At 70.9% G+C, this 22389-nt stretch carries 20 protein-coding genes; 8 read left to right on the forward strand and 12 right to left on the reverse strand.

Annotation, left to right across the window (positions count from 1 at the left end; all coding sequences use genetic code 11):
- Positions 1–65: 65 nt before the first annotated feature.
- Both CEG14_RS21540 and CEG14_RS21545 read right to left on the reverse strand, forming a co-directional pair.
- Complete coding sequence (locus CEG14_RS21540) at positions 66–2138, reverse strand: FUSC family protein (RefSeq protein WP_094828446.1); 2073 nt, start codon at positions 2136–2138, stop codon at positions 66–68.
- Positions 2135–2593 carry a MarR family winged helix-turn-helix transcriptional regulator gene (locus CEG14_RS21545; RefSeq protein ID WP_094828447.1) on the reverse strand — a complete coding sequence of 153 codons (459 nt, stop codon included), beginning with the start codon at positions 2591–2593 and terminating at the stop codon, positions 2135–2137. Before CEG14_RS21545 ends, CEG14_RS21540 begins: the two co-directional genes overlap by 4 nt.
- A gap of 209 nt (positions 2594–2802) precedes the next feature.
- Between CEG14_RS21545 and CEG14_RS21550 the strand changes: the two genes are divergently transcribed.
- Complete coding sequence (locus CEG14_RS21550) at positions 2803–3816, forward strand: hypothetical protein (protein WP_094828448.1); 1014 nt, start codon at positions 2803–2805, stop codon at positions 3814–3816.
- Positions 3817–3825: 9 nt separating this feature from the next.
- Here CEG14_RS21550 and CEG14_RS21555 read toward each other — a convergent pair whose 3' ends face one another.
- The gene (locus tag CEG14_RS21555; RefSeq protein ID WP_094828449.1) at positions 3826–4344 is read right to left on the reverse strand and encodes a hypothetical protein; all 519 of its coding nucleotides are present in this window, start codon (positions 4342–4344) and stop codon (positions 3826–3828) included.
- A gap of 92 nt (positions 4345–4436) precedes the next feature.
- On the opposite strand from CEG14_RS21555, the gene CEG14_RS21560 reads away from it, so the two are divergent.
- Entirely contained in the window at positions 4437–5993 is a 1557-nt protein-coding gene (locus CEG14_RS21560) for a phospholipase D family protein (RefSeq protein ID WP_094828450.1), read from the forward strand.
- Between the two features lie 134 nt (positions 5994–6127).
- A complete protein-coding gene (locus CEG14_RS21565; protein ID WP_094828451.1) occupies positions 6128–7351 on the forward strand; it encodes a D-alanyl-D-alanine carboxypeptidase family protein in 1224 nt (407 codons plus the stop codon).
- A 118-nt stretch (positions 7352–7469) separates the two neighbouring features.
- Here CEG14_RS21565 and CEG14_RS21570 read toward each other — a convergent pair whose 3' ends face one another.
- The 5 genes from CEG14_RS21570 to CEG14_RS21590 all read right to left on the reverse strand — a co-directional run bounded on the left by CEG14_RS21570 (position 7470) and on the right by CEG14_RS21590 (position 10572).
- Positions 7470–8759 carry an RNA polymerase sigma factor gene (locus CEG14_RS21570; protein WP_094828452.1) on the reverse strand — a complete coding sequence of 430 codons (1290 nt, stop codon included), beginning with the start codon at positions 8757–8759 and terminating at the stop codon, positions 7470–7472.
- A 2-nt stretch (positions 8760–8761) separates the two neighbouring features.
- Positions 8762–9172 carry a VOC family protein gene (locus tag CEG14_RS21575; RefSeq protein ID WP_143277256.1) on the reverse strand — a complete coding sequence of 137 codons (411 nt, stop codon included), beginning with the start codon at positions 9170–9172 and terminating at the stop codon, positions 8762–8764.
- 61 nt (positions 9173–9233) lie between these two features.
- A complete protein-coding gene (locus CEG14_RS21580) occupies positions 9234–9614 on the reverse strand; it encodes a YciI family protein (RefSeq protein ID WP_094828454.1) in 381 nt (126 codons plus the stop codon).
- Between the two features lie 114 nt (positions 9615–9728).
- On the reverse strand, positions 9729–10082 hold the full coding sequence (locus tag CEG14_RS21585; protein WP_094828455.1) for a YciI family protein: 354 nt from the start codon (positions 10080–10082) through the stop codon (positions 9729–9731).
- 103 nt (positions 10083–10185) lie between these two features.
- Positions 10186–10572 carry a VOC family protein gene (locus tag CEG14_RS21590; protein WP_094828456.1) on the reverse strand — a complete coding sequence of 129 codons (387 nt, stop codon included), beginning with the start codon at positions 10570–10572 and terminating at the stop codon, positions 10186–10188.
- 165 nt (positions 10573–10737) lie between these two features.
- Between CEG14_RS21590 and CEG14_RS21595 the strand changes: the two genes are divergently transcribed.
- The gene (locus CEG14_RS21595; protein WP_094828457.1) at positions 10738–11892 is read left to right on the forward strand and encodes a metallophosphoesterase; all 1155 of its coding nucleotides are present in this window, start codon (positions 10738–10740) and stop codon (positions 11890–11892) included.
- Between the two features lie 22 nt (positions 11893–11914).
- On the opposite strand, the gene CEG14_RS21600 is transcribed toward CEG14_RS21595, so the two are convergent.
- Positions 11915–12220: a putative signal transducing protein gene (locus tag CEG14_RS21600; RefSeq protein ID WP_094828458.1), complete on the reverse strand. Its 306-nt coding sequence runs from the start codon at positions 12218–12220 to the stop codon at positions 11915–11917.
- A gap of 152 nt (positions 12221–12372) precedes the next feature.
- On the opposite strand from CEG14_RS21600, the gene CEG14_RS21605 reads away from it, so the two are divergent.
- Entirely contained in the window at positions 12373–14346 is a 1974-nt protein-coding gene (locus tag CEG14_RS21605; RefSeq protein ID WP_094828459.1) for a BCCT family transporter, read from the forward strand.
- 82 nt (positions 14347–14428) lie between these two features.
- On the forward strand, positions 14429–15223 hold the full coding sequence (gene hutG, locus CEG14_RS21610) for an N-formylglutamate deformylase (protein ID WP_094828460.1): 795 nt from the start codon (positions 14429–14431) through the stop codon (positions 15221–15223).
- 103 nt (positions 15224–15326) lie between these two features.
- Here hutG and CEG14_RS21615 read toward each other — a convergent pair whose 3' ends face one another.
- Positions 15327–15956, reverse strand: a complete 630-nt coding sequence (locus tag CEG14_RS21615) for a LysE family translocator (RefSeq protein ID WP_094828461.1) — start codon at positions 15954–15956, stop codon at positions 15327–15329.
- A 112-nt stretch (positions 15957–16068) separates the two neighbouring features.
- On the opposite strand from CEG14_RS21615, the gene CEG14_RS21620 reads away from it, so the two are divergent.
- Together CEG14_RS21620 and CEG14_RS26445 are read left to right on the forward strand one after the other, a co-directional pair.
- A complete protein-coding gene (locus CEG14_RS21620) occupies positions 16069–17049 on the forward strand; it encodes a GlxA family transcriptional regulator (protein WP_094828462.1) in 981 nt (326 codons plus the stop codon).
- 184 nt (positions 17050–17233) lie between these two features.
- Entirely contained in the window at positions 17234–17380 is a 147-nt protein-coding gene (locus tag CEG14_RS26445; protein ID WP_179280650.1) for a hypothetical protein, read from the forward strand.
- Positions 17381–17453: 73 nt separating this feature from the next.
- On the opposite strand, the gene CEG14_RS21625 is transcribed toward CEG14_RS26445, so the two are convergent.
- Positions 17454–20459 carry an autotransporter family protein gene (locus tag CEG14_RS21625; RefSeq protein ID WP_094828463.1) on the reverse strand — a complete coding sequence of 1002 codons (3006 nt, stop codon included), beginning with the start codon at positions 20457–20459 and terminating at the stop codon, positions 17454–17456.
- A 399-nt stretch (positions 20460–20858) separates the two neighbouring features.
- The gene (locus tag CEG14_RS21630; protein WP_094828464.1) at positions 20859–22388 is read right to left on the reverse strand and encodes a tripartite tricarboxylate transporter permease; all 1530 of its coding nucleotides are present in this window, start codon (positions 22386–22388) and stop codon (positions 20859–20861) included.
- Position 22389: the final 1 nt, after the last annotated feature.

Genomic DNA, 22389 nt, shown 5'->3' on the forward strand with positions numbered 1-22389 from the left:
CAAGCGCCCCTGTCGGATCTCGATGGCGCAGCCGCGCCCACGCGCGATGCCGCCGCTTCCGAGCGCTACGCCCGATACGGCTGCGCGTCGCCGAAGAAGGCGAGCCGCAGGCCGGACAGCGCGGCCAGGATCTCCGCGCGGCCGCGCGCGGGCGGGTCGCGGCGCACCTGCGTGAGGGCGGCGTCGAGCAGCGTGAGCGCCGCATCGGCGGCATCGGCGCCATCGCGGCGGCGCTTGCGCGCCTCGAACAGGCGCGCCAGCGCGCCCAGCAGATCGTCCAGCACGGCGCGTCCTGCGAGCGGCAGTTGCGCACGCAATCGTTGCAGCTCGGCCAGGTTGACGGCCGCGCCGAACTCGAAGCTGGCGCGCAGGGCCTTGGCGCGCACCGCGGGTGCCGCGCCGCCGGCGCGCGGCGCCATCAACGCCACGCGGTCATACATGCGGCGCGCCAGATGGTCGCGCGACACCAGGCGCCGGCCGCGCGCCACCTCGGCGATCTCGGCCCAGCCGCCCGCCATGAGGCGGCGCACGCTGGTGTCCGGATTCATCGAGCGCACGAAGTAGATCACCAGCGTCGGGATCGCAAAGCCGATCACCGACGCGATGCCCCCGTTGAGATAGGCGTCGAAGGCTTCGTTCTGCACGTTGTGCAGGTTCAGCAGCAGGATGAAGTTGGCGATCATGGGCAGCGCGATGCCGAAGTGCGCGAGCGAGGCCTGCATCATGCCCATCGGGAGCAGGAACAGCGCCATCACCAGCACCAGCATCGGGAAATGCGTGAGGGCCGGCAGGATGCCGAACAGATACAGCGCCACCACGAACACCGACAGCACGGTGCATTGCAGAAAGGTCTTGAGCGCGGGCACGGGGTCGTCCATGAACGACAGGATGCACGATCCCACCGACGCCATCTGCACCGCCATCACGCCCGAGCTCCAGCCCAGGCCGATCCAGATCAGCGCGCAGAAGGCCACCGACAGCGCGGCGGCCGCGCCGCAGCGCAGCGCGATGCCGTGGTCGCGCAGCTCGCCCACCGGGCGCGAACGCCGCAGCGGCCGCGCCACCGGGCGGCCGCGCACGATGTGGCGCCAGAGATCGTGCGCGTCGCGGCGCAGCTCGACCAGCCGTTCGAGCCGCAGCGCCAGGCTGGCGCGCAGGATCGCCGGCCAGGCCGCCCCGGCGTCCTCGGTGGCGGCCGCGCCGCCGGGCACGGCGGCCGGACCGCCCTGCCCGCGCAGGCGCGCGATGTGGCGGCGCAGGTCGGCCAGCGCCGCGTCGGCGTCGTCCTGCGGCGCGGGCCGCAGCCAGCGCTCGAGCGCCGTCACCAGTACGTCGATGTCGGCGTGCGGGCCCGGCAGGGCGCGCAGCGCATTCACCCGGTCGGCGATGGCGCCGATGATGGGCAGCATCAGCGACATCCGGTCGTGCAGCGCGTGCAGCACCCGCTCGCCGCCGCGCAGCTGCGGCTTCTCGTAGGCCAGGTGCACGAACAGGGTGCGCAGCTCCGACACGCTGGCGGCGAGCCGGTGCAGGTCATGCGGCAGGCGGCGCACGCCCTCGGCGCCGTGCAGGCTGTCGATCAGCAGGGTGGCGGAATCGCGCAGCCAGGTCTCGACCCGCATCGACACCAGACCGCCCACGTGGCGCGGCAGGAGCAGATGGCTGACCAGCGTGGCGCACAGGATGCCGAGCGTGATCTCCTCGCAGCGCGCGATCGCGGTGTCGAACACCAGCAGCGGATCCGACACGCTGGAGAAGCCCACGATGGCGGCCGTGTAGCCGGCCAGCATGAAAATGTAGCTGCGCGGGCGGCGGTCGAGCATGGAGATGTAGAGGCACAGCCCCACCCAAAGCGCGAGCGCGCCCGACAGCAGCACCGGCGCGTTCACCATGGCCGGCACCATCATCACCGCCACCGCCGCGCCGAACACCGTGCCGATCACGCGGTAGACCGCCTTGGAAGTCAGCGCGCCCGACAGCGGATGGGCAATGATGTAGGCCGTGGCCATGGCCCAGGCCGGCCGCTGGAAATCGAGCTGCAGCGAGATGTACAGCGCCAGCATCGCGGCAATGAAATTCTTGGCCGAAAAGATCGCGTCATTGACGCTCGGCCGGTAAGTCAGGGCCTGCAGGATCACGCGCCGGGCTCCTGCGCGTTGAGCTGCTCGAGCCGCGCGTTGACCGCGGCCAGCACGCGTTCGGCCACGGCCAGCTCGGCCTGGGGCAGACCCTCGATCACCTCGGCGCGCACCTCGTCGACGATGCGCGCGATCTCGCCCGCCTTCGCCGCGCCGGCCGGGCTCAGGCCGACACAGCGCGCGCGCCGGTCGTGCGCATCGGGCAGGCGTTCGATCAGCCCGGCTTCGTCCAGCGCATCGATCACGCGCACCAGCGAAGCCCCCTCGACCCCGATCTCCTCGGCCAGCACACCCTGGCGCAAGGGCGCGCCGTGGGTGCGCAGCACCAGCAGCGGCCAGGCGGTGGCCTGGGACAGGCCGTGCGCCTGCAGCGCCTGGTCGATGCGCTTGCGCCACTGGCGGCCGCCGACGACGAGCAGGCGACCGATGGAGACGGGAGGACGGAACGATTCCATGGGAGGGGCGCGCCGGGACCGGCGCGTCATTTATTTAGAATGCTAAATATTAGCATGACAGACACCATGACTTCGTCCGAATCGCGCCCGCTCCCCGCGTGGTAACGACCATCCTTTTGGGCTATTCCCCGAATTGAACGCTTCAGGCATCATGTAAATTGTTATTACAATTCGTCGTTAGCCATAACATTGCCAGGCCGGAGTCGCTGTTGCGCAAGCGTTTGTTTTCCTTTCTCCGTGCGGGCCCCCTCGACCGCTGGGCCGATCCCAGCCCGGCGCTGCGGCAAGTCACCCACGCCGCCGCCCTCGCCGTGCTGGTGGCCGCCAGCGCGGAAGCGCTGCTGCGCAGCCACAGTCCCCTGCAAGCCTTCGTGGCCGCCTGTACCCAGGCCTTCATCGTCCTGCTCCTGCTGATCGTCACCTTCATCTGGAAGCGCCTGCGTTCCCCGCGCGCGCAATACCGGGTGGTGCTGGTCGCCTGCCTGGTGCTGCTGCCCCTGTCGGTGATCGACGTGGTGCGCGGCATGGATGGCAGGCAGCAACGCCAGGTCTACGGCGACGCGCTCAAGCTCACGCAGCAGCGACTCGAGACGGCGCTGCGCACGGCCGACTGGCGCAAGATGCCCGAGGTCGACGCCGCGCCGCAGGCCAGCGGCGCCTTCGGCGAATACGAGCGGCTGGCCAGGTCGTTGATCGGCCGCGCGCTGGATCGGCAGCGCGACTACGCGCGCGCGCTCGAGGCGCTCGACCTGACCCGCGCCCTGGCGCCCGCCAGCCTGGCGGCGAACGTGGGCGTGGATCGGGCCGGCGAACAGCTGCGGCAGGCGCACACGCTGGCCTCGCGCCATCGCGACGGCTGGCTCAAGGATCTGGACGACGGCACGGCGCTGGCGGGGCAGCTGCGCCTGCCGCGCGCCGAGCGCGACCGGCTGCAGGAACTGCTGGGCGAGCAGGCGGCGCGGCAGCGCGGCGCGGTCGAGCAGAGCTGGCAGGCCGATGCGCGCTATCTCGAACAGGCCCAGGCCATCGTGGCGCTGCTGGACCGCACCCAGGGCCGCTGGCGCCTCGACGCGCAGGCGGGCCTGCGCTTCCAGGATGCCTTTGCCCAGGAGCTCTACGACGATTGGCGCACCCGCCTGGCCGAGCTCGACGAGACCAGCCAGACGCAGCGCCTGGCGCCGCTGCAACAGCTCGCCGCCTCGCAGGCCTGGCCGCTGCTGTGAGCGCGCGCCTCAGCGCTTGAGCAGGTCGGTGTAGTAGTCGGCCACGCTGTAGTCGGCCCCGCGCGTGATGCGCTCGTACACCCGGCCGCTCGGCCACACCACGCGGCCCGCGCGCGTGCGCACGCCGGGAAAGCGCCTGGCCTCCAACCGCACCCAGCCCCAGTCGCCGCCGTGATTCTGGCGGTAGATCTCGCCCACGTAGGCGCCGAAGCGCTGCGCGAACGTCATCACTTCTTCATCGGAAGGCTTGGGCTCGACGCTGGCATAGGCCGCGCTCAACCGGGCCAGCGTCTGCTCCACCTGTTCGATGCTGGCCTCGGTGCCGTCGAGCGCGATGTCGTAGCGGCGCCAGGCGAACTGCACGGCCTCGCGCGCCATCGGCACCGCCTCGCGCTGCACCTGCGCGTCGGCGCTGAAGTCGGGCTCGTCGGTGCCCGCGCCCGCCGCGTCGAGCACGGTCAGCGCCAGGGCCGCGAACAGCATCGCGGCCCGCGCGCGGCGCGGCGGCAGGCGTTTGGACCGGTGCATGGGGGCTCCCTCGACGCAATGGTCCGGCCGCGCCGCAATTGGCGTGCCCGCGTGCGCAGAGCGTGTCGTCGGCTTCGTGCACAATAGCGGGCATGTTTCGGGCGCCCTTTCCTTCCTGGCTGGCCGCCGCGCTCGTCCTGTGCGCGGGCCTGCTCGCGGGCTGCGCCCTGCCGTCCCAGGAGAACCGCAGCGTGACCCACGCGCTCGACGCCGACCAGGCCCGCGACACGCCGCTGGGCCGCGCCATCGCGCCGCTGGCCGACCAGCACCCCGGCGATGCCGGCATCCACGCGCTCGCGCAGGCGCAGGACGCCTTCGCCGCGCGCATGCTGCTGGCCCACGCCGCCACGCGCACGCTCGACGTGCAGTACTACATCTGGCACGGCGACATGACCGGCACGATGCTGCTCGAGGCCCTGCACCTCGCGGCCGACCGCGGCGTGCGCGTGCGGCTGCTGCTCGACGACAACGGCACCTCGGGCCTGGACGCCGTGCTGGCCGCCCTGGCCGAGCATCCCCACATCGAAGTGCGGCTGTTCAACCCCTTCGTGGTGCGCCGGCCGAAGTTCATCGGCTACCTCACCGACTTCTCGCGCCTGAACCGGCGCATGCACAACAAGTCGTTCACGGCCGACAACCAGGCCACCATCATCGGCGGCCGCAACATCGGCGACGAGTACTTCGGCGCCACCGACGACGTGCTGTTCGCCGACCTGGACGTGCTCGCCATCGGCCCCGTCGTCCACGACGTCTCGGCCGACTTCGACCGCTACTGGAACAGCGAATCGGCCTATCCGGTGGAGCGGCTGGTGCCCGCCGCCGCGCCCGATGCGCTCGAGCGCCTGGCCCGCGAGGCCGGTGCGATCCAGGCCGATCCGCGCGCCTCGGCCTATGCGCTGGCGCTGCGCGACTCCGCCTTCATCCGCAAGCTGATGGCCAGCGAGCTCGAGTTCGAGTGGGCGCCGACCCGCATGGTGAGCGACGATCCGGCCAAGGTGCTGGACCGCGCGCCGCCCGAGGCGTCGGTGGCCCATCAGCTCGAAAACATCATCGGCGTGCCCGAGACCGTGCTCGACCTGGTCTCGCCGTATTTCGTGCCGACCGAGAGCGGCACGCGCGCGCTCGGCGAGATCGCGCAGCGCGGCGTGAAGGTGCGGGTGCTGACCAACGCCCTCGAAGCCACCGACGTGGCGGTGGTGCATTCCGGCTATGCCAAGCGCCGGCGCGACCTGCTGAAGGCCGGCATCGAGCTGTGGGAAATGCGCGCGGGCGCGAACGAGCCCGAACGCAGCAAGGGCCTCGGGCCGTTCGGCAGCTCGGGCTCGAGCCTGCACGCAAAGACCTTTGCCGTGGACGACCGCCGGGTGTTCGTGGGCTCGTTCAACTTCGACCCGCGCTCGGCCAATCTGAACACCGAACTGGGCTTCGTGATCGACAGCCCGCTGCTGGCGCGCCGCATCGACGAGGTCTTCCTGGAGGGCATCCCGCGCACCGCCTACCGCGTCTGCCTGGACGAGCGCGACCGTCTCTACTGGCTCGAGCAGCGCGACGGCAAGACCCTGCGCCACGACACCGAACCCGGCACGACGTGGTGGCAGCGCACCTCGGTCTGGTTCATCTCGCTGCTGCCCATCGAGCACCTGCTGTGACGCGCACGCGTGCTGAGCGCACGCATGCTAAGGTAGCGCGGCCGCGCGGCTGAACTTTTCGCGCGCGGCCCGGCCAAACAGGCCGGGCGCCACGCCACCGGCGCCCTGATACCAACAAGGATAGCCGTCTCAGCATGTTCCGTATTTCTTCCGCGCGCCGCCTGGCGCTGGCCGCCTGCGTGGCGCTGGCCTGGCCCCTGCCCGCCGCCGTCGCCGCCGCCCCCCAGTCTCCCGTCGCACTCGCCGCCCCGTCTTCCGCCGCGCACTCGCCGGCCGCGCCCACGCTCACCGCGCGGGCCTGGCTGCTGCTCGATGCCACCAGCGGGCAGGTGCTGGGCGCACAGAACGCCAGCGCGCGCATCGAACCCGCCTCGCTCACCAAGATCATGACCGCCTACGTGGTGTTCCAGGCGCTCGCCGCCAAGGAGATCACGCTGGAGCAGCAGGTCACGATCTCCACCCGCGCCTGGAAAGTGGCGCCGGGCAGCTCGCGCATGTTTCTCGAGCCCAACAAGCAGGTCAGCATCGACGCCCTGCTCTACGGCCTGATGGTGCAGTCCGGCAACGACGCCGCGGTGGCGCTGGCCGAGGCCGTGAGCGGTTCGGTCGAGGCCTTCGTGGCGCGCATGAACCAGCAGGCGCAGGCCATGGGCCTGGCCGGCACGCACTTCAACAGCCCGAGCGGCCTGCCCGACGCGCAGACCTACTCCACCGCCGCCGACCTGGGCACGCTGGCCGCACGCATGTCGCGCGACTTCGGCCAGACCGCGCGACGCTACGACACCACGCGCGAGTACACCTACAACAACATCCGCCAGCCCAATCGCAACCGCCTGCTCTGGGCCGATCCCAGCGTGGACGGCATGAAGACGGGCCACACCGAATCGGCCGGCTACTGTCTGATCGGCAGCGCCTCGCGTGCCGAGGGCGGCCTGCAGCGCCGCCTGATCGCGGTCGTGATCGGCACCGACTCCGACAAGACCCGCACGCAGGAAGCGCGCACGCTGCTCGAATGGGGCTATGGCGCGTTCCGCACCGTGCGCCTCTACCAGGCCGGCGAGGCCGCCGGCGAGCAGCAGGTCTGGAAGGGCCAGGCCGACGTGGTGCCGGTGGGCTATGCCCAGGACTTCTACCTCACCACCCCGGCCGGCGCGCGTATCGAGCGCTCGGTCCAGCCGGTCGCGACGCTGGTGGCGCCGGTCACGGCGCAGCAGCAGGTCGGCGTGGTGCAGATCACGGTCGATGGCAAGCCCGCCATGCAGGTGCCGCTGGTGGCCAAACAGCCCGTGCCCGAGGCCGGCATCGCCGGTCGCGCCTGGGACAGCATGCGCCTGTGGTGGCGCGACACCGTCGGCTGATCGGCCACGATCAGCCCGGGCGCGCGCCGTCGGCGCCGCCCGCCGGCCCGGCGTCTTTCCGCTCATCTTTCCGGGCGTCTGTCTGTTCGGCACCTGATCGCTGCTGAGCGCGCGCCTGCTAAGCGCGCGCCTGCTGAGCGCGCGCCTGCTGAGCGCGGGCTTCCAGCAACGTCCGGTCGGCTTGGTTGCGCGTCAGCGCCGCGGCCCGCAGAAAGGCCGTGGCCGCCTCCTCCCCGCGTCCCAGCCGCGCCAGCAGATCGCCGCGCGCGCTCCACCACCACGGATACTGCGCCATCGCCGGCGACTGCCCGAGCGCGTCCACCAGCACGAGCGCGGCCTCGGGGCCTTGCGCCATGCCGACCGCCACGGCGCGATTGAGCGCCACCACCGGCGAGGGCAGGCAGGCATACAGCGCGTCGTACAGCCGCACGATCTCTGCCCAGTCGGTGTCGGCCGCACGCGCCGCGCGCGCATGGCAGGCCGCCAGCGCCGCCTGCAACACATAGGGGCCGGCCGGGCCGCAGGCCAGTGCCTGCGCCAGCGCCGCGAGGCCGCGGCGGATCAGCAGGCGGTCCCAGCGGCCGCGGTCCTGGTCCAGCAACAGCACCGGGCGGCCCTGCGCATCCACGCGCGCCGGCAGGCGCGAGGCCTGCAATTCCAACAGCGCGGCGAGGCCCAGCACCTCGCCCTCCTGCGGCATCAACGCGGCCAGCACGCGCGCCAGCCGCAGCGCCTCGTCGCACAGCGCGGGGCGCGTCCATGCGTCGCCGGCGGTCGCGGCATGGCCCTCGTTGAAGATGAGATAGATCACCTCCAGCACCGCGTCCAGCCGCGCATGCCGCGCCTCGCCGCGCGGCACCTCGAACGGCACGCCGGCCGCGCTGAGCGTGCGCTTGGCGCGCACGATGCGTTGCGCCACGGTGGCCTCCGATTGCAGGCAGGCGCGCGCGATCTCGGCGGTGGAGAGCCCGCCCAGCAGCTTCAGGGTGAGCGCCACCCGCGCATCGGCCGAGAGCACCGGATGGCAGGCCGTGAAGATCAGCCGCAGCATGTCGTCGCCGATGTCGTCGGCGCGGCGCGCGTCGATCGCATCGGCGATGTCGGGTTCGAACGCGGCGCCGAGCGCCTCGGTCTCGCGCGCCAGCGCATCGCCGCCGCGCGCCTGGGCCGCCGCCTGGCGCAGCATGTCGAGCGCGCGGTGGCGGGCGGCGGTCATGAGCCAGGCCGCCGGGTTGGCGGGCACCCCGTCGCGCGGCCAATGCTCGAGCGCGGCCACCAGGGCATCCTGGGCGGCCTCCTCGGCCAGGGCCACGTCGCGCAGGTAGCGCGCGGCGTGCGCCACCACCTTGGGCGACTCGATGCGCCAGACGGCGTCGATCGCATGGCGAACCTCGTCCTGCGCCGTCATCGTCAGGCCGCCGGCGGCTCGGCGTCGGGGTCCATGTAGACCAGCTCCCAGATGTGGCCGTCCGGATCCTCGAAGCCGTGCGAGTACATGAAGCCGTAGTCCTGGGGCGGGCGCGGCGCGGTGCCGCCGGCGGCGAGCGCGCGGCGCACCACCTCGTCGACCTCCTCGCGGCTTTCGCACGAGAGCGCCACCATCACCTCGGTGGCCTGGCGCGCATCGGCCACCGGCCGGCCGGAGAAACCCTGGAAGAAGTCGTGGACCAGCAGCATGGCGTAGAGGTTTTCGCCGATGACGAGGCAGGCCGCCTGTTGGTTGGTGAACTTGGGGTTGAAGCGCAATCCCAGGCCGCTGAAGAAGGCCTGCGAGCGCGGCAGGTCGGCCACGGGAAGATTGACGAAGATCTGCTTGTGCATGGAAAACTCCTGGCGGCGGCGCGCAGCGACCGGCCGCGTGATGGGTGGGGCGCGTGGGCGTTCAGGCGCGGGTGGCGGGCGGGAAATCCTCGGCCTCGAACACCTGGCGGACTTCGATCTCGCCGTCGCGGTCGGGTCCGAACGGCGCCGGATAGCGGCGCGCCCAGGCCAGCGCCTCGGCGCGGTCGCGCACCTGGATCAGCGTGAAGCCGGCGATGAGCTCCTTGGTTTCGGCGAACGGGCCGTCGATGACCGTGGCCCGCCCGCCCTGATGGCGCACGCGAAAGCCGCGACTGCTGGGTTGCAGCCCCATGGCGTCGAGCAGCACGCCGGCGGCCGCGAGTTCTTCGTGGAAGGCGCCCATCGCCTCGAGCAGGCTGGCCTCGGGCAGCGCGCCCGACTCGCTCATGGCGTTGGCCCGGACGATGATCATGAATCGCATCGGATCTCTCCTGGAGCGGCCGGCCGCGGGATGCGCCGGTCCGTATCGACACGACGTGCGAGCGGCCGCGTTCTCGACACGCGGACACGCGACCTAGGGTAAATACCTATGCGATTACAGAAAGCAGGGGCCCAGCTCGCGTAACTCGACCGTGCACCACCGCGCCGCGGGACAGGCCCGCGCGATCTCCAGCGCCTCGGCCCGGCTGGCGCAGTCGAGCAGGAAAAAGCCGCCCACCATCTCCTTGAGCTCGGCGTAGGGGCCATCGAGCAGGCGCGTCTCGCCCTCGCGCACCTGCACCCGCACGGCCTGCTCCTGCGACAGCAGCGACTGGGCCTCGCGCAGCACGCCGCGCGCGCGCAGGCCGGCGGCGAACTCGAGCATGCTGGCGTACAACGCCTCGCCCTCGGCGGCGCTGCGGCTGGCGCGCTGGCCCACGGGTTCGACGATCAACAAGGCATAGGGCATGGCTTCTCCTGGGGCGCCGGGGTCCGGCGCCGCCCCAGTATAGGGAGCGCGGCGCGGGCCTCCAAGGGGTGCCGGCCGGCGCGCCGCCCGGGGCGCCGCGCGCTCAGGCCGGACGGTGGCAGACCGCCTCGACGTTGTAGCCGTCGGGGTCGAGGATGAAGGCGCCGTAGTAGTTGGCGTGGTACTGCGGGCGCAGGCCGGGCGCGCCGTTGTCGCGGCCGCCGGCGGCCAGCGCCGCGCGATGGAAGGCATCGACCTCGGCGCGGCTGCGGGCCCGAAAGGCCACGTGCACGCGCGGCGTGCTGGGGGTGCCCTCGTGGATCCAGAACTCGCCGCCCGGGTCGTCGGCCTCGTCGACCTCGCCCGGGCCGAACCCCATGTCGGTATCGAAGGTCTTGCGCGGCACGTAGCCCATCGCGGCCAGCGCACTCAGATAGAAGGCGCGGCTACGCGCGAAATCGCTGAAATGCAGCGCGACATGGTCCAACATGGGCGGCTCCTCGTGGTGGCGGATTCACGCACCAGCATAGGCCAGCCGCCCCGGCGCAAGCGCTTCAGTGTGCAACACGCGGCGGGAACCTTGCCGCCACCCGGCGCTCAGAAGGGCTCGCCCCGCCCTAGAATGGCGGCTGACGTTTCCGACCCGAGTGCGACCGTGGCCCTGCGCAAGTCTTCCTTCTTCGTCCGTTTCATCGCCCTCGGGCTCGCGGCCCATGCCTACGTGGGCCTGCGCCTCCTCCCGGACCTGGGCGTGGGCCTGCCGGGCGCGCTCGTCGGCGCCCTCTTGCTGCTGGCGAGCTGCATCGTGATCCCGCTCGGCATGTTGAGCCGCTCGTCCGGCCGCCAGCCCTTCGGCGACCGCATGGCCTGGATCGGGCTGCTGGCCATGGGCTTCTTCTCGTCGCTGTTCGTCCTGACCGTGATCCGCGACGCCGCGCTGCTGCTTGCCTGGTTCGCCGCGCTCGGCGGCCTGAGCGTGCCGTGGCCCGGCCTGCGCCAGGGCAGCGCGATCGCGGTGCCGGCGCTGGCGCTGCTGGCCAGCGCGGTGGGCTTCTACAACGCGCGCCGCCGTGCCCCGGTGGTCGACGTGGACCTGCCGATCGCCGACCTGCCCGCCGCGCTGGAGGGCTACACCATCGTGCAGCTCAGCGACATCCACGTGGGACCGACCATCAAGCGCGGCTATGTGCAGGCCATCGTGGACGCGACCAACGCGCTCGCCCCCGACCTGATCGCGATCACCGGCGACGTGGTGGACGGCAACGTGGCGCAGCTGCGCGACCACGCCGCCCCGCTCGGGCAGCTGCGCGCGCGCCAGGGCGTGTACCTGGTGACCGGCAACCATGAATACTATTCCGGCGCCGCGCCCTGGGTCGCGGAGTTTCGCCGCCTCGGCCTGCACGTGCTGCAGAACGAGCACGTAAACCTGAAGACGCAGGACGCGACGCTGGTCGTGGCGGGGGTGACCGACTACAGCGCCGGCGCCTTCGACCCGCAACAGCGCAGCAATCCGGTGCGCGCGCTGGCGGGCGCCCCCGCGGCCGCCGTGCGGATCCTGCTCGCGCACCAGCCGCGCAGCGCCGTCGCCGCGGAGCCGGTCGGCTACGACGTGCAGCTCTCGGGCCACACGCACGGCGGCCAGTTCTTGCCGTGGCGCTTTTTCGTGCGGCTGCAGCAGCCATACGTGGCCGGCCTGCACCGCCACGGCCGCATGTGGCTCTACATCAGCCGCGGCACCGGCTACTGGGGCCCGCCGAAACGCCTGGGCGCCTCCTCCGAGATCACCCGGCTGCGGCTGCGCCGGGCCTGACCCGGCCGGCGCGCCGCGCGGCTCAGGCCGGGCGCGCGGCCCCGCACTGCCAGCACACCGTGAACTGCGGCTCGAGCCGCTCGCCGCACCCGGCGCAATGCCAGGGCAGCGCCCCTGCGGGCGCTCCCTCATGGATCAGCGCGCGTGCGGCCTCGAGGTCGCGCTCGTGTTCGATCCAGACCTCCGGTCCGCACTGATCCACCGGGATCTCTCCCAGCGCCCCCTGCAGATACTGGTTGTGCAGCTCGCACGGAATGCGCGCCTGCGCCAGCAGATTGACCCAATGCTGCGCCAGCAACAGGCTGGGCGCGCGGGCGAGCCTGATCATCGTGACCCTCGCATGGCATGTCGACAGCGTCGATACTCGCCCGCGCGGCGCGCGCTGGCAAGCCCCCGCCAACGGTTGCAGGCATCGCACGGGCTGCGGTACTAATAGGAGGCTCGCGCAGCGCAGTCCAGAAAAACCGGCCGGAGAAGCCCATGAGTCAAAGCAAGTTCCGCATGAAGGTCAACAAGCCCGTGTTCTACACCTCCGGGCTTTTCATCGTGGCCCTGGTGATATTCGCGGCCACCGCGCCCGACGCGGCGCAGAGCCTGTTCGGCAGCATGCAGGCCTGGATCTTCGCCAACGCCAGCTGGTTCTACATGCTGGCCGTCGCCGTGATCGTGCTGAGCATGCTGTACGTCACGTTCAGCCGTTTCGGCGACATCAAGCTCGGCCCCGACCACTCCGAGCCCGACTACCGCGACCTGACCTGGTACTCGATGCTGTTCGCCGCCGGCATGGGCATCGGCCTCATGTTCTTCGGCGTGGCCGAGCCGGTCATGCACTTTCTCGAGCCGCCGTTCGGCGCCGGCGGCACGCCCGAGGCGGCGCGCGACGCGCTGTCGATCACCTTCTTCCACTGGGGCCTGCACGGCTGGGCGATCTACGCCAGCGTGGCGCTCATCCTGGCCTACTTCGGCTACCGCCACGGCCTGCCCCTGACGCTGCGCTCGGCGCTCTATCCGCTGCTCGGCGAACGCATCCACGGCCCCATCGGCCACGCGGTCGACATCTTCGCCGTGATCGGCACCGTGCTGGGCGTGGCGACCTCGCTCGGCCTGGGCGTGGCGCAGATGAACGCCGGCCTCACCTATCTGTTCGACATTCCCAACGGCATTCCGATCCAGATCGGCCTGATCGTGCTGGCCTGCGCGCTGGCCACGCTGTCGGCGGCCAGCGGCCTCGACAAAGGCGTGCGCTACCTCTCCGAAGGCAACATGGTGCTGGCGGTGCTGCTGCTGGCCTTCGTGGTCGTCGTGGGCCCGACGCTGTTCCTGCTCCAGACCTTCGTCGAGAACATCGGCGTCTATCTCTCGGGCCTGGTGTCGCGCACCTTCAACCTCTACGCCTACAACCCGACCGACTGGATCGGCGGCTGGACCCTGTTCTACTGGGGCTGGTGGATAGCGTGGTCGCCCTTCGTGGGCGTGTTCATCGCGCGCATCTCGCGCGGCCGCACCATCCGCCAGTTCGTGGGCGGCATGCTGCTGATCCCCACCGGCTTCACGCTGCTCTGGATGACGGTGTTCGGCGACACCGCGATCTATCACATCCTGTTCAAGGGTGCGACCGGCCTGGCCGAGGCGGTGCAGAGCGACAGCACGCTGGCGCTGTTCGTGTTCCTCGAGCAGTTCCCGTGGGCGCGCGTGATCTCGGGCTTTGCCGTGCTGATGGTGCTGGTGTTCTTCGTGACCTCGGCCGACACCGGCGCGCTGGTCGTCGACATGCTGGCCTCGGGCGGCGCCGACGACGCGCCGGTCTGGCAACGCGTGTTCTGGTCGGTGCTGATGGGGCTGGTCGCCATCGCGCTGCTGCTGGCCGACGGGCTCAAGGCGCTGCAGACCGCCACGGTGGCGAGCGCCCTGCCCTTCTCGATCGTGATCCTGGTGTCGCTCTGGGGGCTGTTCCGCGCCCTCAAGCAGGACACCACCAAGCGGCGCCTGCGCTACCGCACGGTCAGCCGCGCCGCGGCCGGCGGCAGCGCCGAGCCGTGGCAGCGCCGCCTGCGCAACATGATCATGATGCCCAAGCGCTCGCACGTGCAGCGCTACATCAGCGACGTGGTGCGCCCGGCCATGGAAGACGTGGCCACCGAACTCACGCGCGAGGGCTACGAGACCGCGCTGGAGCCGGGCGACGACGGCCAGCTCACGTTCCGCGTGGGTCACGGCGAGCACCTGGACTTCTCCTACACCGTCTATCCCATGGCCGAGGTGCGGCCCAGCCTCACGCCCGAGGAGGCGCGCAACGAAGAAGAGCGGCGCTACTTCCGCGCCGAGGTGCACCTGCGCGAGGGCGGCCAGGACTACGACATCATGGGCTGGAGCCGCGACGAGGTGATCGGCGACATCCTCGACCAGTACGAGCGCCATCGCCACTACCTGTCGCTCACCTACGGCGCTTCCTGAAGCGCCGCGCAGAGGCTGGCTACAATGGGGGCTCGACAGTCCCCGGCGCGCGCGTGCGCTGCGCGCGCCCCCAGCCTCTCCCATGACCGACACTCCGTTTCATTTCAAGGCCGGCTCCGCGCCGCTGTTCATCTCGATCCCTCACCTGGGCCAGGACATCCCGGCCGCGCTGCGCTCGCGCATGACGCCCGTCGCCCAGACGGTGGCCGACACCGACTGGCACCTGGACCGGCTCTACGCCTTCGCCGAAGCCATGGGCGCCTCGATCCTGGGCGCGCGCTATTCGCGCTACGTGATCGACCTGAACCGTCCGCCCGACGACGAATCGCTCTATCCCGGCCAGACCAAGACCGGCCTGTGCCCGGCCGCCTCGTTCCGCGGCGAGCCGCTCTATCTCGAGGGCGCCGCCCCCGACGCCGCCGAGCAGGCCCGGCGCCTGGCCGACTACTGGCAGCCTTACCACGACCAGCTCACGCGCGAGATCGCGCGCATCAAGGCCGCGCACGGCCACGTGCTGCTGTGGGAGGCCCACTCCATCGCCAGCGTGCTGCCGCGCCTGTTCGACGGCAAGCTGCCCGACCTGAACATCGGCACCTCCGACGGCAAGACCTGCGCCCCTGCGCTGCAGGAGGCGGTGCAGCGCGAGCTCGAGGCCAATGGCGACTACACCTGGGCGGTGAACGGCCGCTTCAAGGGCGGCTACATCACGCGCCACTACGGCAACCCGGGCCAGGGCGTGCATGCGATCCAGCTCGAGATGTGCCAGTCCACCTACATGGACGAGACCTTCCCGTTCGGCTATCGCGACGACCTGGCCGGCCGCGTGCAGCCGCTGGTGCAACGCATGGTGGCGGCCGCCGCAAAGGCGCTCGGCTGAGCCGCGCCCATCACGCGCGAGCGCCCCGGAAACCCCGCCACGGCGGGGTTTTTCATGCCCGCGCCCTCCTCGCGCCGCCGTGCCCCGCGGCGCGGGCCGACGCTCAGTGCACGAAGGGCAGGGCCGCGCCGATCAGCGCGAACAGCACCCCGCAGGCCATGTTGAAGCGGCGGCCGGCGCGCTCGATCCACGGGCGGATGCGGTGCGTGAGGCTCGCCAGGCCGAACTCCACCAGCGCCTCGGTGACGGCGAAGGTGAGCGCCATCACCACGAACTGCGGCCACAGATCGCGCCCCGGCGCGATGAACTGCGGCAGGAAGGCGCCATAGAACAGCAGCACCTTCGGATTCGAGATCGCCGCCAGCAGGCCCTGGCGCAACAGGGTGCGCCCGCGCACCCGGGGTCGCGACACCGGGCCCGCCGCGTCCGCAGCGACGCCCAGCACCAGCGCCGGCGCGCGCCAGAGCTGCCAGCCCAGCCACAGCAGATAGGCGCCGCCGACGAACTTGAGCGCCACCAGCGCAGCCGGCGAGGCCTGCAGCAAGGCACCGATGCCGGCCATCGACAGGGCGATCAGCGCAACAAAGCCCAGCGCGCCGCCGGCGATGGTCCACAGGGTGCGGCGATGGCCGTGCAGCGCGCCGTGCGCGATCACCAGCAGGCTGTTGGGCCCCGGCGTGAGCGACAGGCCCAGCACCGCCACCGCATAGACCAGCCAGGTTTTCCATTCCACCGCCGCGCTCCCGAATCCCGTATCGAAGGCCGCCAGTCTAGCCAGGGCGAAGCGCCGCACAGGGATCGCATCTGGCTAGAATGAATCCGGATCTGGACTTGAACGTGCCGCCATGCCTTCCGACCCGACCGCGCCCGTCCTGCGGCTGCTGCTGTTGCCGCTGCCCGACTTCGCGCTCCTGCCTTTCGGCGCCTTCATCGACAAGCTGCGTTTCTCGGCCGATGACGACGACCGCAGCCGCCAGCGGCATTGCCGCTGGTCGCTGCTCGGCCTGGACGACGGGCCGGTCGCATCCAGCAGCGGCGTGTCCGTCAACCTCGACCTGCGCGCCGACGCGGCGGACTTCGGCGCCTACGATTACCTCGTGATCTTCGGCAGCCGCAGCGCCGAGGCCGCCCGCGCGCTTGCGCCGCGCTACGCCCCCCTGCTGCGGGCGGCGCGCCGCCATGGCCTGCCGCTGGTCAGCATCGACAACGGCAGCTTCCTGCTGGCGCAGGCGCGCCTGCTCGACGGCTATCGCGTGGCGCTGCACTGGCGCCACGTCGACGAGTTCCGCCAGGCCTTCCCGCGCATCGCGGTGGCGCCGGACGCGCTCTATTGCTTCGACCGCGACCGCATCAGCTGCGCGGGCGGCACCGCCGCCATCGACATGGCGGTGGCGCTGCTGGCGCGCCACTGCGGCGCGGCGCGCGCCAGCAAGGGGCTGGCCGACATGCTGGTCGACGGCGTGCGCCCGCTGTCGCACCGCCTGCGCTCGCACGGCGGCGCGCCGCACACCAATCGCTATCTCGCGCGCGCGCTCACGCTGATGCGCGAGACCCTGCGCGACGCCCCCACGGTCGACGCGCTGGCGCGGCAATGCGGCGTGGGCCGGCGCCACCTCGACCGCCTGTTCCAGGCCGAGTTCGGCATGAGTGCACATGCCTACCTGCAAGGCATGCGCATGGAGATCGCGCACTGGCGCCTGCTCAACTCCGCGCACAGCGTGGCCGCGATCGCCGACGAGATCGGCCTGGGCAATGCCGGCAGCCTGCGCCGGTTGTATGCGCAACATTACGGCTGCACGCCGGGCGAGGCGCGCCGGCGCGGCTGAGCGCGGCCTGAAAGCCCTGCTGCGCATCGGGGCAATCACGCCCGCCTATGGCCGCGATTGAAACATTCGACTGGACGCGAGCCGGCGCTGGGGCGGACCATGGTCGTTCGTTGCCGCCGCTGGCCCCGGCCCGGCGGCCATCGCAACACTGCTGTTCTGGAACCCCGGGTTCCTAGGAGGGAACATGACAAGTCTGATCGAAGGCCTCATCACGGCCGAACTGCATCTGTTGGGCGTGGACGCGCCCGCCGACGCCCCCGCCATCGAAGGCGACGAGGCGGCGCCCGAGGCCGGCTTCGGCGTGGCCGAATACCGCAGCGCCGCCGGCTGAGCGGCACGCCCCCGGCGGCAAACCAAAGGCCCACCTCGCGGTGGGCCTCGTTCATTGCGGCGCAAGCCGGCGCTCAGAACCTCCAGCGCAGGCCGCCGTTGAAGATCCAGCCGTCGATGCCGCTGCCCCCGAGGGCCTGCTGGCGCGCCACCTGACCATAGAGCGACAGGCGGTCGCTCACCGTGCCGGTCACGCCCAGCGAGAACTGCAGCGAGTCACCATACTGGCCGGTGCGCATGCGCGTGTCGCCGATCTTCACGTCGCTAGCGCCGTTGAAGGCGTGCAGCACGTCCACCCCCACATACGGCGTGACGCGGCCGCTGTCGAGATCGAACGGGCGCGTGAGCCGCGCGCCCAACCGGCCCAGCACCTGGGTCTGCGAACCGAGGTCGACCGAGAGGCCGTCCACGTCGGTGCCGCGGTTGAAGCGCAGATGCTGCGCGATCACCTGCGCCTGCGGTTCCAGGTTCAGGCCGGCGCCCAAGGGGCGCGGATAACCCGCTTCCACCGACGCGGCGTAGCTCTGGCCGTGCAGGCCGAGGGCCTTGCCGCGCGCATCCGTGCGCACGTCGCCGTTGAACCAGCCGTACGACACGATGCTGTCCACATACCAGCCCTGCGTGCTCTGGTAGGTGGCGTAGCCCGAGGCGCGGTAGGTGTCTGCACGCGTGCGGCTGTTGCCGTCGACCGCGTCCGGGCGGTACTGCAGCCAGCCCAGCGAGCCGGCCACGCCGAAGCGCCAGATGCCGGTGTCCGAGGCGGCGGTGTAGAGATTGCCGCCCAGCTGGACGGCGCCGTAGTCGCCCTTGAAGTCGTAGCCGTAGTCGCGCCAGGCGCGGTTGCTGCCGTAGGAGAAGTCGCCGCCATAGGCGCGGAAGAAGGCTTCGCCGTTACCGCCATCGAGGCCGAGCGCGCGGTCATCGCGGATTTCGCCGAGGCGGCGATGCAGGGCGTTCAGGTCCGTGAAGCCGGCGTACTGCAGCACCAGCGGCGCGCTCAGGTAAGACGGCGCCTGCGGCACCAGCGCCGGGCGCCCGTCTTCCGGGTCGGGGCCGAAGCGGCCGTCCGGAGCGACGTAGGTGTTTTGCAGCCGGTAGTCCCAGTAGCCATGCGCGTTGCCGACCAGGTTCTGCGCCGGATCGGCCGCGCCCCAGGTCGAGCCCGGGCCGTAGGCGTACAGGCCGTAGGCGTAGGGCGAGGAGTGCGCGGGGGCGTAGCCGCCTTCGAGCGTGTAGCTCTGCATGCCCGCGCTGCCCGCGACCTGCACCACCGAGATGCCTTCGTGGCTGCCGAGGCTGTGCGGGTCGGCGGTGGGGCCGCCGGGGCTGCCGTCCACGGCGGTCACGCGCAGCCCGGTGGTGCCGGTCGCGTTGCCGCCCACCAGCAGGCGGTCGGTGTACTGGTCTGCCAGGGCGCCGCCGCGATTGAGCCAGGTGTTGACGGCCAGCACGCCGTTGGCGCCCTGGTAGCCGTTCGTGACGTTCAGGGTCTGGTACGACGCGGCGGCGGTGGGCGCGCCGGCGGGCGCGGCCGAGCGCAGATCGATCAGGCTGGCGTCGTTGCCCAGCTCGCTCACGGTCGAGTCGCGTTGCATGTTCCACAGGCTACCGTTGCTCAGGTGCAGCCCGAGCGAGCCGCCCGACGCGACCGAGGCGCCGCCGTCGATCCGCGTCGCATCGGCGCGGATCGCGGTGGTGGCCGTGGGGCCGGCCGTGATGGCGTAATCGCCGCCACGCAGCCAGGAGCCCTGCAGGTCGATCGCGGAGCGGCCCGACTGCGCGTGCAGCGCGCTGCCCGACGTGGCGCTGAGGTAGCTTTGCGACAGGCCGATGGACTTGGCCGTGCCGCTCGCGGCGCCGTCCACGCGCAGGGCGTGCGAACCCGCGCCGCGCGCGTCGAACCAGGCGCCGGTGGCCTGCATGCCGCCCGCATCCGCCAACACCCGCACCGCGTCGGCACCCGTGCCGGTGGTCTGCACCCAGGTGCCCCAGTCGCCCGCGCGGCCGAAGGTGAGATTTGCGCCCGCCTGGGCCACCACGCCGTGCGCCGCGGCGCCCTGCGTGACGAGGTAGGCGCCGTTGATGTCGGTGCGGCCGCCGTAGGCCCACACGGCGTGGGCGTTGTCGCCTTCGCTGCGGATCGAGCCGCCGTTCACGCTCAGGTCGCCATCCCAGTTCAGCACGGCATGGCGGCCGGCGGCCTTGGACAGCAGCGTGCTGTTGTCGAGCACGACCGTGGAGTCGCGCGAGTACAGGGCCATCTGCTGATCCGAGGTGATGCTGGAGTTGGTCGCCGTATAGGTGCCGCCCGTCATCACCATCGCGCCGTAGCCGTTGGTGCCCTGCCCGTGGATCACGGTGCCGTCGGTATCGATGCGCGCGCCGCCGAAGGCGTACACGCCGTAGCTGCCGGCGCCGGTGGTCGTCACCGAGCCGCCCTGCATCTGCGTGCGGGTGCCGGCGCCGGACGCGATCACGCCGTGCGAGGACGCGCCTTCGGTGCGCACGTGCGTGTCCTGCATCCGGATCTGCGCGCCGTCCCAGCTGCGGGCGCCATACGAGTTGTCGCGCAGGGTCGTGAGGGTCGAGTCGCGCAACACCGTGCTGGCCTGCGCGCCATAGGTGCGCAGCGCATCGGAGCTGGCCCAGTCGGTCGTGACGTACACCTGGGTGCCGTCGAAGCGCGAGGCCGCGCTGGCGCCCACGTTGTAGATGCCGCGCACGGTCTTGCCGGTGTTGGCCGCCTGGGCATACACATAGGTGCCGCCCTGGCGCACTTCCAGGTTGCCGCCCGCCACATACAGGCCGTCGACCTCGTCACCCTTGATGTTGATCCACACCGGCGCGGTGGCGGGGCCGACGATGATGTGGCCGCCCGCCTTCACCTGCACGCCCGTGAGGCCCTGCTGGGCCGGCACGGGAAAAGACGGCGAGATGGTGGTGTCGCCCTGGATCACCAGGGTGGGATCGCCCGCCTTCGCCGTGAAACCGTCGTCGTAGAAGCCCGGCGCCACATACACCGTGCTCTGGGCCTGGGCCAGGCCGCTCAGGGCCAGCAACACGGCCAGCGTCAGCGGCATCAGCCGCCCCGGGCGCCGTGCGCCCTTCCTACAGGCACCGCCTGCAGCCCTTCGTGCCGTCGCGGCACCGCGTTTCGCGTTTCTCATGATCGTCTCCCTACCGGATCAACGTGGTTCAACGCTGACGTGGCAGGGAGTCGGAAGGGCTTTGCTGCACGCCCATCCTTCGATGTCGCGCCAGCTCCATGGACACAGTAGGCGTCGCGGAAGCTCAGTACAAACCCTGATGACCCGACACTTAATTAGGATCAAAGACTTTTAAGTTTCAAACACTTCAATGGAACGGGTCGTTCCACCGATGGATCAATCACCCCGTTGCGGCCGCAACGGTTCGTCCACGGACGAAAAAACCTCGCCGCACCCGGAGGCGCGGCGAGGTTTTCGTGCAAAGCCGAAAGATCAGGGGTTCTGCGAGGCCGGCTGCGGCATCTCGGCACGGCGCGCGCGCTGGCGCATCGCGCTCACCACCAGCAGCGTGATCAGGGCCACGCAGGCCAGGATGAAACCCAGGCTGATCGGACGCGTGACGAAGATCGACATCTCGCCGCGCGACAGCAGCAGCGCACGGCGGAAGTTCTCTTCCACCATGGGCCCGAGCACAAAGCCCAGCAGCAGCGGCGCGGGTTCGAACTTCAGGCGCATCAGGCCGTAGCCCGCCACCCCGAACAAGGTCACCATGCCCACATCGAACAGGTTGTTGTTGGTGCTGTAGACGCCGACGCAGACGAAGAACAGCGCGGCCGGATACAGGAAGCGGAACGGCACGGTCAACAGGCGCACCCACATGCCGATCAGCGGCAGGTTCAGCAACAGCAGCAGCACGTTGCCGACCCAGAAGCTGGCGATCAGGCCCCAGAACATGTCGGCGTGTTCGATCATCATCTGCGGACCCGGCTGGATGCCGTGGATGATGAGCGCGCCCAGCATCAGCGCCATGACCGGGTCGCCCGGGATGCCCAGGCTCATGGTCGGGATGAAGCTGGTCTGCGTCGATGCGCTGGTGGCGGCTTCGGGTGCGGCGATGCCTTCGATCGCGCCACGGCCGAAACGGCGCGGCTCGCGGGCGACCTTCTTCTCCACCGCATACGAGATGAACGAGGCGATGGTCGGCCCGGTGCCGGGCAGGATGCCGAAGGCGGCGCCGATGGCGGTGCCGCGCACCAGCGCGCCACGCGACTGTTTGATGTCGCCGGCTTCCGGACGCATCGACTTCATGCTGATCTTGGTCGCGGTGACGCGGCTGTCGCCGCCCACGCGATTGATGTTGCGCAGGAAGTCGGCCACGCCGAACAGGCCCATGGCGAGCGCCACGATCTGCAGGCCGTCGGAGAGCTCCAGGATGCCGAAGTGAAAGCGCATCGTGCCGGTGTTGACGTCGGTGCCGACCACACCCAGCAGCAGGCCCAGCACCACCATCGCCACGCCCTTGATCGCCGAGCCCTTGGCCAGCGTGGCGCCGGCCAGCAGGCCCAGCATCATCATCGAGAAGTACTCGGCCGGGCCGAAGCGGAACGCGACCTCGACCAGCAGCGGCGAGAACAGGATCATGGCCAGGATGCCGACCGACGCGCCGCAGAACGACGAGAACATCAGCATGAACAGCGCCGAGCCGGCCTTGCCGTTGCGCGCCAGCGGATTGCCGTCGAGGCAGGCCACCGCGTGCGAGGCGGTGCCCGGCAGGTTCAGCATGATCGAGGTGATCCCGCCGCCGTACTGCGAGCCGTAGTAGATGCCCGAGAGCATCACCAGCGCCGCGGTCGGCGTCATGGTGTAGGTGAGCGGCAGCAGGATCGAGATCGCGGCCAGCACGCCCATGCCGGGCAGCACGCCGATCAGGTTGCCCATGAACACGCCGAAGGCGGCCCAGGCGAGGTTCTCCAGCGCGAATGCGACCGAGAACCCATGCATCAAGTTGTCGATGATTTCCATG

The sequence above is a fragment of the Bordetella genomosp. 1 genome (assembly GCF_002261335.1).
GTDB lineage: Bacteria > Pseudomonadota > Gammaproteobacteria > Burkholderiales > Burkholderiaceae_B > Bordetella.

Excerpts from the sequence above, each read along its gene's own strand:
- CEG14_RS21600 (WP_094828458.1), bottom strand. The coding sequence starts at position 12,220 with ATGATCAGGCTCGCCCGCGCGCCCAGCCTGTTGCTGGCGCAGCATTGG.
- CEG14_RS21625 (WP_094828463.1), bottom strand. The coding sequence starts at position 20,459 with ATGCCGCTGACGCTGGCCGTGTTGCTGGCCCTGAGCGGCCTGGCCCAG.
- hutG (WP_094828460.1), top strand. The coding sequence starts at position 14,429 with ATGACCGACACTCCGTTTCATTTCAAGGCCGGCTCCGCGCCGCTGTTC.
- CEG14_RS21575 (WP_143277256.1), bottom strand. The coding sequence starts at position 9,172 with ATGCACAAGCAGATCTTCGTCAATCTTCCCGTGGCCGACCTGCCGCGC.
- CEG14_RS21570 (WP_094828452.1), bottom strand. The coding sequence starts at position 8,759 with ATGACGGCGCAGGACGAGGTTCGCCATGCGATCGACGCCGTCTGGCGC.
- CEG14_RS21560 (WP_094828450.1), top strand. The coding sequence starts at position 4,437 with ATGTTTCGGGCGCCCTTTCCTTCCTGGCTGGCCGCCGCGCTCGTCCTG.
- CEG14_RS21585 (WP_094828455.1), bottom strand. The coding sequence starts at position 10,082 with ATGCCCTATGCCTTGTTGATCGTCGAACCCGTGGGCCAGCGCGCCAGC.
- CEG14_RS21580 (WP_094828454.1), bottom strand. The coding sequence starts at position 9,614 with ATGCGATTCATGATCATCGTCCGGGCCAACGCCATGAGCGAGTCGGGC.
- CEG14_RS21605 (WP_094828459.1), top strand. The coding sequence starts at position 12,373 with ATGAGTCAAAGCAAGTTCCGCATGAAGGTCAACAAGCCCGTGTTCTAC.
- CEG14_RS21630 (WP_094828464.1), bottom strand. The coding sequence starts at position 22,388 with ATGGAAATCATCGACAACTTGATGCATGGGTTCTCGGTCGCATTCGCG.
- CEG14_RS26445 (WP_179280650.1), top strand. The coding sequence starts at position 17,234 with ATGACAAGTCTGATCGAAGGCCTCATCACGGCCGAACTGCATCTGTTG.
- CEG14_RS21555 (WP_094828449.1), bottom strand. The coding sequence starts at position 4,344 with ATGCACCGGTCCAAACGCCTGCCGCCGCGCCGCGCGCGGGCCGCGATG.
- CEG14_RS21545 (WP_094828447.1), bottom strand. The coding sequence starts at position 2,593 with ATGGAATCGTTCCGTCCTCCCGTCTCCATCGGTCGCCTGCTCGTCGTC.
- CEG14_RS21565 (WP_094828451.1), top strand. The coding sequence starts at position 6,128 with ATGTTCCGTATTTCTTCCGCGCGCCGCCTGGCGCTGGCCGCCTGCGTG.
- CEG14_RS21590 (WP_094828456.1), bottom strand. The coding sequence starts at position 10,572 with ATGTTGGACCATGTCGCGCTGCATTTCAGCGATTTCGCGCGTAGCCGC.
- CEG14_RS21620 (WP_094828462.1), top strand. The coding sequence starts at position 16,069 with ATGCCTTCCGACCCGACCGCGCCCGTCCTGCGGCTGCTGCTGTTGCCG.